Source organism: Vagococcus acidifermentans, assembly GCF_003987655.1.
GTDB lineage: Bacteria > Bacillota > Bacilli > Lactobacillales > Vagococcaceae > Vagococcus_B > Vagococcus_B acidifermentans.
In genome coordinates this window covers 1-13,869 of sequence record NZ_NGKC01000019.1, presented here as the reverse complement: position 1 = coordinate 13,869, position 13,869 = coordinate 1, and the positions used below count along the sequence as shown (strand labels likewise).

General features: G+C 37.5%; 15 protein-coding genes and 1 pseudogene. 14 read left to right on the top strand and 2 right to left on the bottom strand.

What is annotated here, in order from left to right; translation table 11 throughout:
* Nucleotides 1-9 precede the first annotated feature (9 nt).
* The 3 genes from jag (at nucleotide 10) to mnmG (ending at nucleotide 4,212) form a co-directional block, all read left to right on the top strand.
* Nucleotides 10-741, top strand: coding sequence for an RNA-binding cell elongation regulator Jag/EloR (gene jag / locus CBF27_RS12735; protein WP_126814900.1), 732 nt, complete (start codon nucleotides 10-12; stop codon nucleotides 739-741).
* Between the two features lie 167 nt (nucleotides 742-908).
* Entirely contained in the window at nucleotides 909-2,303 is a 1,395-nt protein-coding gene (gene mnmE / locus CBF27_RS12730; RefSeq protein ID WP_126814898.1) for a tRNA uridine-5-carboxymethylaminomethyl(34) synthesis GTPase MnmE, read from the top strand.
* A gap of 16 nt (nucleotides 2,304-2,319) precedes the next feature.
* Entirely contained in the window at nucleotides 2,320-4,212 is a 1,893-nt protein-coding gene (gene mnmG, locus CBF27_RS12725; RefSeq protein ID WP_126814896.1) for a tRNA uridine-5-carboxymethylaminomethyl(34) synthesis enzyme MnmG, read from the top strand.
* A gap of 78 nt (nucleotides 4,213-4,290) precedes the next feature.
* Here the strand turns inward: mnmG and CBF27_RS12720 are convergent, their stop codons facing one another.
* Both CBF27_RS12720 and CBF27_RS12715 read right to left on the bottom strand, forming a co-directional pair.
* Complete coding sequence (locus CBF27_RS12720) at nucleotides 4,291-5,466, bottom strand: tyrosine-type recombinase/integrase (RefSeq protein WP_126814895.1); 1,176 nt, start codon at nucleotides 5,464-5,466, stop codon at nucleotides 4,291-4,293.
* Nucleotides 5,467-5,507: 41 nt separating this feature from the next.
* On the bottom strand, nucleotides 5,508-6,362 hold the full coding sequence (locus CBF27_RS12715; protein ID WP_170175116.1) for a helix-turn-helix domain-containing protein: 855 nt from the start codon (nucleotides 6,360-6,362) through the stop codon (nucleotides 5,508-5,510).
* Nucleotides 6,363-6,503: 141 nt separating this feature from the next.
* Here CBF27_RS12715 and CBF27_RS12710 point away from each other — a divergent pair, with 141 nt between their 5' ends.
* The 11 genes and pseudogenes from CBF27_RS12710 to CBF27_RS12660 form a co-directional block, all read left to right on the top strand.
* Nucleotides 6,504-6,770: a helix-turn-helix domain-containing protein gene (locus CBF27_RS12710; protein ID WP_126814891.1), complete on the top strand. Its 267-nt coding sequence runs from the start codon at nucleotides 6,504-6,506 to the stop codon at nucleotides 6,768-6,770.
* 299 nt (nucleotides 6,771-7,069) lie between these two features.
* Complete coding sequence (locus tag CBF27_RS12705) at nucleotides 7,070-7,363, top strand: hypothetical protein (RefSeq protein ID WP_126814889.1); 294 nt, start codon at nucleotides 7,070-7,072, stop codon at nucleotides 7,361-7,363.
* On the top strand, nucleotides 7,356-7,562 hold the full coding sequence (locus CBF27_RS12700; protein ID WP_126814888.1) for a hypothetical protein: 207 nt from the start codon (nucleotides 7,356-7,358) through the stop codon (nucleotides 7,560-7,562). The genes CBF27_RS12705 and CBF27_RS12700 overlap by 8 nt, the downstream gene beginning before the upstream one ends.
* Complete coding sequence (locus CBF27_RS12695) at nucleotides 7,559-8,467, top strand: primase alpha helix C-terminal domain-containing protein (RefSeq protein WP_126814886.1); 909 nt, start codon at nucleotides 7,559-7,561, stop codon at nucleotides 8,465-8,467. The genes CBF27_RS12700 and CBF27_RS12695 overlap by 4 nt, the downstream gene beginning before the upstream one ends.
* Nucleotides 8,464-9,876, top strand: coding sequence for a DNA primase family protein (locus tag CBF27_RS12690; protein WP_126814884.1), 1,413 nt, complete (start codon nucleotides 8,464-8,466; stop codon nucleotides 9,874-9,876). The genes CBF27_RS12695 and CBF27_RS12690 overlap by 4 nt, the downstream gene beginning before the upstream one ends.
* Nucleotides 9,877-10,134: 258 nt before the next feature.
* Entirely contained in the window at nucleotides 10,135-10,365 is a 231-nt protein-coding gene (locus CBF27_RS12685) for a hypothetical protein (protein ID WP_126814882.1), read from the top strand.
* 2 nt (nucleotides 10,366-10,367) lie between these two features.
* The gene (locus CBF27_RS12680; protein ID WP_211334669.1) at nucleotides 10,368-10,748 is read left to right on the top strand and encodes an HNH endonuclease; all 381 of its coding nucleotides are present in this window, start codon (nucleotides 10,368-10,370) and stop codon (nucleotides 10,746-10,748) included.
* Nucleotides 10,749-10,948: 200 nt separating this feature from the next.
* A complete protein-coding gene (locus CBF27_RS12675; RefSeq protein ID WP_126814878.1) occupies nucleotides 10,949-11,089 on the top strand; it encodes a DUF2292 domain-containing protein in 141 nt (46 codons plus the stop codon).
* Between the two features lie 91 nt (nucleotides 11,090-11,180).
* Nucleotides 11,181-11,660 carry a phage terminase small subunit P27 family gene (locus tag CBF27_RS12670; protein WP_126814876.1) on the top strand — a complete coding sequence of 160 codons (480 nt, stop codon included), beginning with the start codon at nucleotides 11,181-11,183 and terminating at the stop codon, nucleotides 11,658-11,660.
* Nucleotides 11,657-13,351 (top strand): terminase large subunit, encoded by a 1,695-nt coding sequence (locus CBF27_RS12665; protein WP_126814874.1) that lies wholly within the window; start codon nucleotides 11,657-11,659, stop codon nucleotides 13,349-13,351. Before CBF27_RS12670 ends, CBF27_RS12665 begins: the two co-directional genes overlap by 4 nt.
* A gap of 152 nt (nucleotides 13,352-13,503) precedes the next feature.
* A pseudogene (locus tag CBF27_RS12660) lies at nucleotides 13,504-13,695 on the top strand (phage portal protein); the annotation flags it as partial.
* Nucleotides 13,696-13,869 lie beyond the last annotated feature (174 nt).

Below are 13,869 nucleotides of genomic sequence, written 5' to 3'. Positions count from 1 at the left end.
GTTACCAACATGCCTAAGTTTACAGGAGATACGGTGGAAGAAGCCATTGCAGCAGGGCTCTCATCACTTAATGTTTCAAAAGATGCAGTGTTGATTGACGTAATTGATGAAGGTAAAAAAGGATTTTTGGGAATCGGCAAAAAATCAGCTGTTGTTTCCATTGAAGTTAAGGAACCAGTTCAACCGGCTGTTGAGAGTGAAGAAATCGAAGAAGAAAAAGAAGATACGCTTGAACAGACTGCAGAAGTCCAACAACCGGTCAAATCTGCAGCAGCAGTTGAGCTGACGGAAGAAGAAGCGATGACTGAACTGGCAGTCTATTTAACAGAAATAACTAAATCGCTTAATGCCCCTGCGATGATTCGTATCGAGCGCAGCGGCGGACAAATTGTGTATCATTTGGAAACTGATAAAAAGGGACTATTGATCGGCAAACACGGAAAAGTCATCAACGCATTGCAGTATTTGTCGCAAGTTTACATTCACCGTTTAATTAAAAGCCGATTGTCCGTTGTTGTGAATGTGGGGGATTATCGTGAAAGACGTGAAGCTATCATTCATCGTCTGGCAAAAAATACTGCGAGAAAAGTGAGAGATACTGGTCAGCCGGTATTTTTGGAGCCGATGCCGGCATTTGAACGGAAACAGATTCATTCAATTTTATCTTCAGAAAAAGATTTAAGAACATACTCAGAAGGAAATGAACCGCACCGGTATCTTGTTGTAGAGCTGGCTGATTAATCAGAAATTTAAACAAGATGATTGTCATCCAGCTGTTAATATGCTATCATTTCTTTTGAAAAATGAATATTGCAAGCAGTCAAAGTGCTTATCCGCCCTCTTTTCAAGAGCAACAGGGTGGAGTAGGCACTTTTTTATATGAAAAACAAGAAAGGGGCTTGTGAGAAGTGAACATTACCAGTGAATTTGATACGATTGCAGCTATTTCTACTCCGCCTGGCGAGGGCGCCATCAGCATTGTCAGAATGAGCGGCGATCAGGCTATTGTTATTGCTGAGGCTATTTATCAGTCGGAAACTAAAAAACTAACAGAAGTAGCCAGCCACACACTTAATTACGGGCATATTTATGATCCGGAAAGCAATGAAGTGTTGGATGAAGTGATGGTTGCGGTCATGAAAGAGCCGCGGACATTTACCCGAGAAAATATTGTCGAAATCAATTGTCACGGGGGAATGGTTGTTGTCAATCAAATTTTGCAGTTGTTGCTTCGGCAAGGTGCAAGACTGGCTGAACCTGGAGAATTCACTAAGCGGGCATTTTTAAATGGCAGAATGGATTTGTCTCAAGCAGAAGCGGTGATGGATTTAATCCAGGCAAAAACTGAAAAATCAAAAAAATTGGCTCTGAATCAACTGGACGGCAAACTGTCCGGTATGATTAAGCACTTAAGACAAACTATTTTAGAAACATTGGCGCAAGTCGAAGTAAACATTGATTATCCGGAATACGATGATGTAGAAGAATTAACCTCTGCATTACTCAAAGAAAGGGCTGTCGAAATAAAAGAAGCGATTCAGAATTTGTTACTGACAGCTAAACAGGGGAAAATTTTACGCGACGGATTATCTACAGCGATTATCGGAAAACCAAACGTCGGAAAATCCAGTCTGCTGAATTATCTGATTAGGGAAGACAAGGCGATTGTAACTGATATTGCCGGCACTACGCGTGATGTCATCGAAGAATTTGTGAATGTTCGTGGTGTTCCGTTAAAATTAATCGACACAGCCGGTATACGCGAAACGGAAGACATCGTCGAAAAAATTGGTGTGGAAAGAAGTCGGAAAGCATTGCAGGAAGCAGATTTGGTTTTGCTTGTGTTAAATCAAAATGAGCCTTTAACACAATCTGACCGGGAACTGCTGCAATTAACGAAGGAAATGAACCGGATCATCTTATTAAATAAAATGGATCTTCAACCGCATTTATCACGAGAAGAGCTTACCGAGTATGTGGAAAATGCTACTATTTTGGAAATTTCAGTCCATTCCAGCGAAGGAATCGACACGTTGGAAGAAACAATCAATCAAATGTTTTTTGCCGGTAAAGCAGAAGAACGGGATGCCACTTATATTTCCAACTCGCGTCACATTGCTCTTTTGGAACAAGCAGAAAAAGCATTGAAAGATGTAATCGACGGCATTGAGGCAGGCGTTCCTGTTGATTTAGTGCAGATTGATATGACACGCTGCTGGGATTTGTTAGGTGAAATTATCGGTGAAAGTGTACAAGATGAACTGATTACGCAATTGTTCAGTCAGTTTTGTTTAGGAAAATAGGAAAGGACATAACTAGATGAATCAAGTAAACCACTATGATGTCATTGTTGTCGGTGCCGGACATGCAGGCAGCGAGGCTGCGCTGGCAGCAGCAAGAATGGGCATGGAGACATTACTACTTACATTAAATCTCGATATTGTCGGTTTCATGCCGTGTAATCCGTCCATTGGCGGACCTGCAAAAGGGGTCGTTGTGAGAGAAATCGATGCTTTAGGCGGAGAAATGGGACGCAATATTGATAAAACATACATTCAAATGCGAATGCTTAATACCGGGAAGGGGCCGGCTGTCAGAGCATTAAGGGCTCAAGCGGATAAACATAAGTACCAAGATGAATTAAAACACACTCTAGAAAAAACAGAGCGCTTGACGCTGCGTCAAGCGATTGTGGAAAAACTGGTCGTAGAAGACAATGTTTGCAAAGGTGTTGTGACAAATACAGGCACAATATATTACAGCAAATCTGTCATCATCACTGCAGGTACTGCGTTGCGGGGAGAAATCATCATCGGCGAATTAAAATATTCTTCCGGTCCGAATAATTCTTTGCCGTCTATTGGCTTAGCAGATAATCTGAAAGAACTGGGTCTGGAAATTGCCCGCTTCAAAACGGGAACACCGCCTAGGGTCAAAGCCGCTACAATTAACTATGACGTAACAGAGGAACAGCCCGGCGACAAGCAGCCGAATCACTTCAGTTTTGCGACGCCCGACAGTAATTACAAACAAGATCAGCTGTCATGCTGGTTGACGTACACTAATCAGCAGACACATGATATCATTCAAAATAATCTACATCGGGCACCAATGTTTACCGGCATTGTTGAAGGCGTCGGTGCGCGTTATTGTCCGTCCATTGAAGATAAAATTGTGCGTTTCAGCGACAAGCCCCGTCATCAGATTTTTCTGGAACCAGAAGGAGAAAATACAGAAGAAGTCTATGTTCAAGGACTGTCGACCTCATTGCCGGAAGATGTTCAGCATGACATGTTGCGGACAGTTTCGGGATTGGAACAAGCAGAAATCATGAGAAGCGGTTACGCCATTGAGTATGATGTGGTGGTGCCGCATCAGCTGCGGCCGACTTTAGAAACAATGGTGATAGAAAATTTATATACAGCCGGGCAAACTAATGGGGCATCCGGTTATGAAGAAGCGGCTTGCCAAGGTTTAATGGCTGGGATTAATGCCGCATTAAAAATTCAAAACAAAGAACCGCTAATCTTAAAAAGAAGCGACGGCTATATCGGAGTGTTAATTGATGATTTGGTTACGAAAGGCACAAACGAACCTTATCGTTTGCTAACATCACGAGCAGAATACCGTTTATTGTTAAGGCATGATAATGCCGATTTGCGTTTAACGGAAATTGGTCACCGCATTGGGCTGGTATCTGATGTTGCTTACAGTGCTTACTTGGAGAAAAAACAGCTGGTTGATGAGGAATTGAACCGACTCAGAAAAATCCGTTTAAAACCAACCCAAGAAATACAAGACTTTTTAGCATCAAAACAGGCTGCACCGTTAAAAGACGGTATTTTGGCCAGTGATTTTCTGAAACGGCCAGAGATAACTTATCAGGACCTATTAACGTTTATTGAAAAACCAGAAAAGGAACTTCCTCACGTCGTCGTGGAACAAGTGGAAATTCAAATCAAATATGAGGGCTATATCAAAAAAGCGGAAGAAAAAGTTGAAAAGCTGAAGCGAATGGAAGCAAAGAAAATACCAGCTAATATTGATTATCGAGCAATCAACAGTCTGGCGACAGAAGCTGTTCAAAAACTTGAAAAAATCCGGCCGGAGACAATTGCGCAAGCGAGCCGTATCAGTGGTGTGAATCCATCGGATATCAGTATTTTGATGGTTTATCTGGAACAGGGGAAGTATCAGACGATAAGTGAATAAAGTGTTGATTTATCAACGTTTAGGAGAGGTCAGAGATGACCTCTCTTTCGATTGAATGCCATATTGAATGCCATTTGACTAAAAAGCCATATATTTTGCAAACATCTCGGCGGTTTCGTTTTGCTTGGCCGGTGTCACTTTAACATATATATCTGTGGTCGTTTTCGTGGACTTATGTCCTAGTCTTTGCGCTACGTCTTTAATACTTGCGCCTGCTTCAAATAAAAGTGATGCATTAGTCTTTCTAAAATCATGAACTCTTATAATTTTCATATCCGGAAAGTTTCTTTGTACTTTCTTCATGACATTGTTGGCATAAGCTTTATAAAGATATTGATTATCATGAGAATACCAATTGCTGCAGAATACCACGTTATCAAGAGTGTTTTCGTCTCTTATACCAAGAGCAAACTTTTCTTGTATGACGTGGTTTTTCCATTCTCGTAAGATATTGGCTGTTTGCTGATCCATGGTAATTGTTCTACTGGAAGATTCTGTTTTCGTAGATTGGACAATCATCTTCCCGCTATGGAGTTCAACCAGTGTTTTATTGATAGTTACTTTGTTATTCTTGAAGTCGATATCTTTCCAGGTAAGCGCCATTGCTTCACCTTTTCGAAGACCGAGAAATGCTAACACTCTAAAAAAAGCATAGGCACGTTTATCTTCTAACTGTTCTAAACATTCAAAGAATTGTTTAAGTTCTTCCCTAGTATAAAAGGAATCAGATTCTTGTTTAGTAGAGTTTTTCTTCTGTTTAGGTGTAATAGTTCTATCCATCGGGTTAACATCAATCAAACCTATTAGAATGCCATATTTGAACACCTTGGAACTATATACTCTTAGTTGTTTGTAACTAATAAGAGTTTCTGACCATTCGTTAAGACATTTTTGACAATAAAGTGGTGTAATAGAAGTTATATTTTTATTGCCAAGTTTTGGTAATATGTGATTATCAAAGTGACTTTGTATCCGTTGAATAGTTGTTTGTTTAACATCTCTTGAGTGTTGTTCAAACCATAGTTGGTACAAGTCTTTAAAAGTCTTGATTTGTTTCTCGTTTTTCCTTTTGAAGTCTTCTTTTTCAAAGTCCACTAGCAGCCGATTAAGCTCTAGTTGGGCTTCTTTTTTTGTCTTAAATCCTCGTCTAGTAGTCTTGACAGGATTCCCAGTCATTGGATTAATTCCAAGATAAGACTGAAATTGCCATGCTTTAGAACCATTTTTTTTTATATATTGTTTAAATGTTGCCATTGTGTTTCTCCCCTTATCTGCGTGGGGCGCAAGTATGGAGATTAGATAATGGTATATTTTGATTTTTCAATCAATCGCCCAGAAAGCGTAGCTCTTTTTCCAATAAATTTTGGAGGTATTATCAAGTTATTCTTTTCTTTTTCAACTTCATAAAGATTAAGAACAGAGAAGCTGTCTTTTTCATCTATGTCGGGATTTTCTTCCAGTATACTTTTTTTTGAATCGTCCGACAGTTCTGAAAAGTTGCTGTATCGTCTCCTAATAGCCACCAAGTTTTTTTCTTCAAATAAATTTAGTAACTCAACTTTCTTATTATTTATTTGCTCAATGATTAAGCTAAGATATTTTTCATTTAACTTGAATTCTTGTTCTTCATCTGCGTTAGTAGTTGAATTTATATAATTTTCCAAGGCATTTTGTTTATTGAATCGTCTGTATGAAAGAAAATTATCTTCAGTTATCTCTTTGTTAGGGTATTTTTCTCTGACTAAGTCGAAAACTTCACGATAACTTTCTAAACGATAGTGTAGATAAATGGTTTTTTCTTTACTTTTTTTTCTGGGGAAAGTTATTTTAATTTCAACACCATACCAAAATTCTTTTTTTCCTACTTTTACTTTGTTTACAACTAAGAATTGATGACTTTCCTCTCCAAAACTACTATGTGCAACGAAGTCTAAGACATCTTCATTAGGTTCTAACGTGAAATAGAACAACTCAGCAGGTGTTACTTCTAAGGCTATACATAAACTATCAAGGGTTTCAAATTGAATACCTTTGCTTTCATTGTTTGCTAATAGTGTTAAGGTACTGCGGGAAATGCCAGTTAAGTCATGTAATTGCGTAATTGTAATTCTTTTGTTATCTAGAATTTCTCTCAATTTTATTTTTATCAAAATAATCACCTTCCTACTTTTAGATGGTACTACATTTATGTTTGACATGCAATACATAAAGGTGATATGATTGGTATGTAATACAAAATAGTATGATACTAAAATGTATCACACAAACTTAAAGATGAGAGGAGGATTAGCATGGAGGTATTACTGTCTAGTGAACAAAGTAAGCATTTAAAGAAGTATATTTTTGAAATAACTAAAGATTCGATATACGCTGCAAGTCAAACGATTGATATAAGCAAACCTTTTTTGAAACAAAAATATATGGCTGAATGGCTTGGGATAAGCGTTAACACTTTAAAGTCATGGGAAGCACAAGGATTACCATCTATTGTAATTGACGGAGTTAAGTTTTTTTCAAAAGAAGAAGTTTCAAAATGGATTTTACAGTTTCAAAAATAAGTGCGTGGGGCGCATAGAGAAATTATTTCTACAAGAAAAAAAGGGCCTCTGTCTCCACAGAGACAAAGGTTAACACATCTGTAGAAATTGCGAAATTGGCTAGATTAAGTAAAGTATAAGTAGCATTTTGGAATGAGATAGTATAAGGATCATTGAAGTAGGAGTGTAGTTAAATGAATAGAGAAAAGAAAAAAAGCCTTTGCTGTAATAAACTTTGGCGAGTTCAGCAAATGGCTAGACAATAGGTTTTTACCTATATTTCTTTTCTCTAATTATACCAAAAATTGGAGGAAATATCTATGAAATCAATAAAATTAGATGGAAAAATAATTAGTGCGGATGATTTACAAGAACGGTGTTCAAAATTAACAGATTGTTCACGAGAATTGGGCTTGGTAAACAATTATTTATCATGTTTGGCTTTGCAATATGCCCAAAATACTAATGATAGAGAGAATCATGTTTATATTCTTTACTCTTTGTTTAATGAAAAGGGTTTAGACAATATGATAGAAGTGATCGATTCTCTTTGCGAAAGTATTATTGAAACCTCCAATTATCTTTGTGATGTGGAGGGGATTATCAATGACTAAAATTGATAGAAGATTAAAAAAAATTCAAAGAAAAATGTTGGATTACATTGTTAAAGCCACTGTTAAAGAACTTCGAGAATTAAAAGCAGAGCTTCAAGAGTTTATCCATGAGAAAAGTTCAGAACCAGTCAAAAATTATTTTAATGAAATAGTCAAAATAATAGATTTACAGATAGCAAAGAAGGAGGTGCAAGCATGATTTATATAGGAAAAGTCAAACCATCCATCATGGAGGAACCGCTTGATGAAGAATTACTTACATTCTTTGAGCGGTATCAGCCGCCTAAGTTTGAGATTCCCGATAATGAGGAAGAACAAGTAACTATTAAAACGACCAAGGTCGATGGTTTTATAGCAGGTGAAATGAGTTTCCTCGTCCGAAACAATGAAAATTTAATCAATCGGGATTGCTTGATTTTAGATTTGGATGATGTCATTCAATCCGAAGATGGTCTTGTCAAGGCTATTGCCGAAAAGCTAAGTAAATATGAATATGTACTTTATCCAAGCATACGTCATGTTATTGAAGGTGTACGTTATCGTTTAGTAATTCCTTTGGATAAGGTAGTAAGGGAACAGGACTATAAGTTATTAGTTTACTTTTTTTCTCATAAGGTATTGGAAGGCGTGATTCGTAAAGCCGACCAATCTAATCTAACTTGGTCACAAATTATGCTGCTTCCAGTTTTGACCCAACACGTAAACAAAGAGCAGATCATCATACATAAAGCTGAAAGAAAATTACCTGTTGAAGTGACTCTCGAAGGTGCTAGACGGTGGTTTATAGACAATCCTATTGATGATGGGGGAGTGGTGAAGTCTTATCGTCTTTATAAAAATGAGGGGAAATTCAAAAAAGGCGGGAGTCGTTACCGCAACACCACGACACTACTATTTGAAAATTTAGTGAATGGTTGTGATGTTGGGAATCGTAACAACCGTATTGCACAGCTTACAGGTGGACTACTTGCCCGGGCAGTGGACGTAACGGCAGTCTTAGAATTAGTAAAGGTGGCTAATCAATATTTTAATGAACCGTTATCAGATAAAGAAGTGGAGGACACCTTTTATTCGATAGCAAAAAAGGAGTTGGGGGCTAATTGAGCGAATTAATCGATTTACAAAAGCGACAAAAGCAATTACAAAAATCAAATGACAGCCTTCCGGTTTGGGTGTTCTATGATGATAACGGTAATATGAAGGTAAGTGCTTCAAAACTAGGCTATGAAATTATGAAGGAAATACCAATGATTCGGTCTAATGAATTATCACAAGGAGCAAGATTTGATAAAAATACAGGAGCTTGGCGCATGGATAGTTTAAGCGACTTCTTGGACGGGTATATAACGACTAAGCTAGAAAGTGTTGGGAAGTGGTCGCAACAAAAATTAAATGAGACCAAGAAATTTATATTTATTAAAATTTTTGATAGTACTATGAAGGATAATCCGTTTAATCATAGCAAACCATACCTAACCAACTTTAAAAATGGTACTTACAATATCAAAACGGGTGAATTGAAAGCACATAACACCAAGGACTATATTATGCAAAGCCATGATTATGTCATCGACCCCACAACAAGAAAAGTTCCTATAAAAACACTTCAATGGTTACATGAGTTGACGGGTGATAGTGGTAGTTCTAAGCATTTAATGGAAATCATCGGCTATTGTTTTTATAGAAGCTATGAACCATTTCAAACAATCACGATTCTACAAGGAACGGGAGCTAACGGGAAATCTACTTTCTTGAATATACTCAATAAAATACTAGGTGTAGAAAATGTAAGTAATATGACTCTTCAAGATTTAGGAAATAAAAACAATCGGTTTGCCAGTGCAAATTTATTTCAGAAAGAAGCTAATTTATTTGCGGATATTGATTCTGATTTTTTGAAGTCTACAAGTTTATTAAAGGCATTGACTGGTGGTGATAGACTATCAGCCGAGTTTAAAGGTAAGGATCACTTCATGTTTGTAAACTTTGCCAAGCTGATATTTTCAGCCAATGAATTACCGGCGTTCAGCGATTTCACACGAGGATTTGAACGTAGGTTGTACGTTGTTCCTTTTGATTGTGTGATTGATGATAGCTTTAAAGATAGGCATGACTTGAAGGGCATCGAAGATGAAATACCATTGTTTGCCTTTTATTGTATAGCGATGTTTAAGGAAGCGCTGGAACGTGGAGAATTGACCGTATCGGATAAGATGAAGGCAGCCAAAGAGAAATGGTTTAAAGAGTGCAATCACGTATTACGATTTGTTGAAGAGTTGTGTGTTGTGGATATGGAATCTGAAGATGGTGACTCATCAAAAGTAATTTTTGAAGAATACGAGAAGTTTTGTTTCCGTGAAAGTTTGCATGGATTATCTCAACCTAAATTTACCAAGCAATTAGAAAAGATGGGGATATTTAAGAAGAAATTAATGATTAGAGGTAATAGATTATGGCGCTACACGCATTTACGATTAAAAAATAAGTATACCCCTGTTGAAAGTAAAGATTAATAGGACACGTTGGACAGGTTAGGAAAAACGTTGATACGATAGTGTTTGTGAGAGTGTTTTTTACATAAATGAATAAAACGCTTGGACACCATGCTGGACACCTCTCGAAACTGTCCAAGTAGGTGTCCAGCGATAAAAAGCAAATAACAGTCAGTACGCACGCAAAAACATTGATATGACAACATTATCCAGTGGGCGTCCAAAGTGTCCAGGTATTTACAAGTTATTATAGGGGTCAACATAATAGGAGGAAAAACAATGGGTGAAATCAAAAAAATAGTTTATCAAATTGGTGGGGATAGAAAAGCAGTAACGGTGAAAGAAGCCCGTGTTTCTCAAATCATTCAAGATAATAAAAGCCATTCGTTTAAAGTATTCAATGAAGAGGGACAGCTATCCCTGGAAGTCTATGGCGTGATAGAAGTTCATTATAATTTATTGAGCAATTATGATAATGAAGAAGAACAATTTCAAAGAGTTAGGTTTTAATTATGAAGCCACTAAAACAGTGTAACAAAGCTGGATGTCGAAACTTAGTTCCTTACAATGAACGTTTTTGTGAGAAACATTTTATAAACGCTAAGACTGAAAATGATTTGTATGAGAACCGGAAGAAGATTGGTGGAAAATATTTTAAGTTTTATCATGGCAGAAAATGGAAAAAGTTATCTAAACTATATAGGTTAAACAATCCAATTTGTGTTCATTGTGAAAGAAGAAATATTATTAGAAAAGTTGATGTTGTTGATCATAAAATTCCAATTAAAAGTCAAGAAGGATGGAAAAAAAGATATGATGAGAATAACTTGCAAAGTCTTTGCCACTCTTGTCACAATACGAAAACAGCTAACGACAAAAAAGAAAAGTGGTAATAACTAGGGGTAAAAAACATAAAAGTGGGGAACAAACACCCCTTTTGAGTTATAGGGGCTACTAAAGTGGGGACTCGTAAAACGTACGCCCATCCAAGTATTATGAAAGGCCTTTGTGGAGATTCTAGGCTATCGGAAGGAAAAGAACCCATCGTTTACATTCGTAAACAAAGATAGTATAATAAGGAGGTAGGAGATATTTGAGTGATAAAGTAATTATCAGCTTTCCGGATGGACGAAAAAAAGAAGTGAAATTGCCTAAGTATGGTGAAGTTACTTTGATTGTTCGCAATGGAAAAGTTGCCGATATCGAGACAAAATTAAAAGAGAAAATTTGTTAATTACACCTAAACGGTAAAGCCGAGGATGTAACTGTTAGTCATTTTTGACTATTAGTTATGTCCTCTTTTTTGTTAGAAAGGAGGTTGCAAAGTGGCAACACCAGTAAAGTTATTAGAAGATGTGAAAATGCACCTGTCAAATGAGCAGAAGGCCCAGCGTGAGGACGCTAAAAAAGAACTGTTTACCTACCAAGAACTTACAACAGTTACACCCCCCGATTGGATTCCGGACAGTGCCAAAAGCGAGTGGCAAAGATTGTTACCAGTCATGAAAAAAGATTTTCCTTTATCGGAAACAGATTATGGGTTATTTCTCTCTTATTGTTTGGCGTTTTCTAGAATTAAGACAGCGGAGGGCGAAATCAGAAAATACGGGACATTTATCACCAATGAAAAAACGGGTGTCAAACGTGCTAATCCAGCGATAACAGTTCAATCACAAGCAATGAAAGACTTGAAATCAAGTGCAACTGGTCTAGGCATGACCTTAGAAGCCCGTTCGCGTTTAGCGTTAAATAAAGCTAAGCAAAGTGAAAAGGTAGACCCGTTCAAAGAGTTGATGGATGGGTGAATAAGTATATTGAGCAGGTACTTTCGGGTGAATTGATAACGTCTAAAAAAATGATTTTAGCGTGTCAGAGACACGTTGATGATCTAAGCCGAGCCAAGAATGATGATTTTCCTTATAGATTTGATGATACTCATGCAGAAAAAGCAATTAAATTTATTGAGTTGCTACCGGGTACAGATGGCAAACCAATTAAAATGCTGGGGTTTCAAAAGTTTGTTGTTGGGAGCTTGTACGGTTGGCGGACTAAGGAAGGGAATTATAGGCGGTTTAATCGGGCATTTGTCTCGAAGTCACGTAAGAACGGTAAGACCTACCTAGCTTCGGGAATGGCTGCTAATGCTTTAATCATGGAAAAAGAACCGGCAGAAGGTAGACAAGTGTTATTTGTATCTAATGCTTTGAAACAAGCAAAACTTGGCTATGATATGCTTGCCAATTCTTTAAAAAAGGTTGTTAAAAGTAGTAAATTTCTACGTCAACAACTTAAAATAATGAACTCAAAAATCATTCACAAGCCGAGTAATTCCTTTGCGATGGCCTTGGCCAGTGAAACGAGTACCTTAGATGGTTTCGGCCCAACAACTGCTATTCTCGATGAATGGCACGAAGCCAAGACGCGAAAAACCTATGATGTAATCCGTTCGGGACAAACTCAACAAAAAAACGGATTGCTTTGTGTCATTAGCACCGCTGGTCTTGAATTAAATGTTCCCATGTATGAAGAATATTTATTGCTAAGCAGAGTCCTAGAGGGGAAAGAAGAAGCAGACAGGTATTTCATTGCTATATGGGAGTTGGATGATCCCGAAGAAGTAAACGATACCGATATGTGGATCAAAGCGAACCCGATTTTTGAAAGTGAAGAAATAAAAAAAGTCATGCTGCCAACGATTCAAGATGATGTGAACCTTGCTTTAAAGCAAAACAATCTTAATTCAGTTTTGGTTAAAAATTTCAATCTATGGCGACAAGCTAGTGAAGACAGTTTTCTAAGTAGTGAAGATTGGTTGGCAAGGGAAGTTGAACCGCAAGATATAAAGGGAAAGCCTGTTTATATCGGGATAGATTTATCTAAAACGGATGATTTGACCAGCGTGTCATGGATTGTTCCCATCGGCAACGGAAAATTATATTGTGATTCTCATTCCTTTGTTGCCACCAAGTACGGTTTACAAGATAAAGAAAAGCGTGACGGTTTACCTTATCGAGAATTAGAAAAAATTGGTGAGTGTTCTATCACGCAATTGGAAAGTGGCATTGTGGACTATGACCAAGTGTTTGAGTTTATTCAAGAACTGATTGAGACTAACGATCTAGAATGTTTAGGCATTTGTTATGACCCATATAACGCCAATAGTCTGATTGCAAGAGCGGAAAAGTCCAATTATCCCATGTTGGAAGTAAGGCAAGGGACGTTGACCTTAAATGTACCTACAAGGACGTTCCGGGAACAATTATTTGAAGGTAATATCCTTCATAAAAAAAATCAGATTCTCACTCATGCAGTGAACAATGCAATCACAAAAGAAGATAACGGCGGTATTCAGATAAACAAGGCAAAAAATAGCAATAAGATTGATCCTATTGCAGCTTTAATCAATGCCTATGTATTCGCAATGGATTATTACTTAGAAACAGAAGGGAAGAAAGCAGACAATGACTTTTATTCGAGTGATGACTTTGATTTTTAATCACGTTCATACGATTCTTTTCCTTTTGGGTTGTGTTTGTGTGGTAGTGGCTATCGGGTGTCTAACTTCATTTTATTATGGATTGTTAGCGCTGGGCGTGGTGCTTATCTTGATAGCTTATTTAATAAATAAAGAATGAAAGGAGGTAAGACATGGCATTATTCAAGTCAAGAAACGTGACAAAAACGGCTGGTGATCCTTTTCTCGATCATATTGTGAGTTTAACAACGGATGATTATACGGCTAGTTTTACAAGTGCTAGGGCATTACGCAATAGTGATGTGTTTACTGCAGTAAAAATCATTGCCAGTGATATAGCTTCAAGCCCCATTCAAGTGATGAAAGTGGTATGGCAACCCCTTTTTTGACAAAATTTATAAGGTGTCGTTCCTTTTATCATGTTATCCGATTGCCCTTGACAGCGAGCCTCCCCGTCTGTGAGTTTTCACGATCAGCTTCCCAGCTTTAAAAAGTCAGGATCGTTTCCGTGACGGTATCACAGACGGGCTCACTATCAA

Excerpts from the sequence above, each read along its gene's own strand:
- CBF27_RS12705 (WP_126814889.1), top strand. The coding sequence starts at position 7,070 with ATGAAATCAATAAAATTAGATGGAAAAATAATTAGTGCGGATGATTTA.
- CBF27_RS12680 (WP_211334669.1), top strand. The coding sequence starts at position 10,368 with ATGAAGCCACTAAAACAGTGTAACAAAGCTGGATGTCGAAACTTAGTT.
- CBF27_RS12710 (WP_126814891.1), top strand. The coding sequence starts at position 6,504 with ATGGAGGTATTACTGTCTAGTGAACAAAGTAAGCATTTAAAGAAGTAT.
- CBF27_RS12720 (WP_126814895.1), bottom strand. The coding sequence starts at position 5,466 with ATGGCAACATTTAAACAATATATAAAAAAAAATGGTTCTAAAGCATGG.
- jag (WP_126814900.1), top strand. The coding sequence starts at position 10 with ATGCCTAAGTTTACAGGAGATACGGTGGAAGAAGCCATTGCAGCAGGG.
- CBF27_RS12695 (WP_126814886.1), top strand. The coding sequence starts at position 7,559 with ATGATTTATATAGGAAAAGTCAAACCATCCATCATGGAGGAACCGCTT.
- CBF27_RS12685 (WP_126814882.1), top strand. The coding sequence starts at position 10,135 with ATGGGTGAAATCAAAAAAATAGTTTATCAAATTGGTGGGGATAGAAAA.
- CBF27_RS12700 (WP_126814888.1), top strand. The coding sequence starts at position 7,356 with ATGACTAAAATTGATAGAAGATTAAAAAAAATTCAAAGAAAAATGTTG.
- mnmG (WP_126814896.1), top strand. The coding sequence starts at position 2,320 with ATGAATCAAGTAAACCACTATGATGTCATTGTTGTCGGTGCCGGACAT.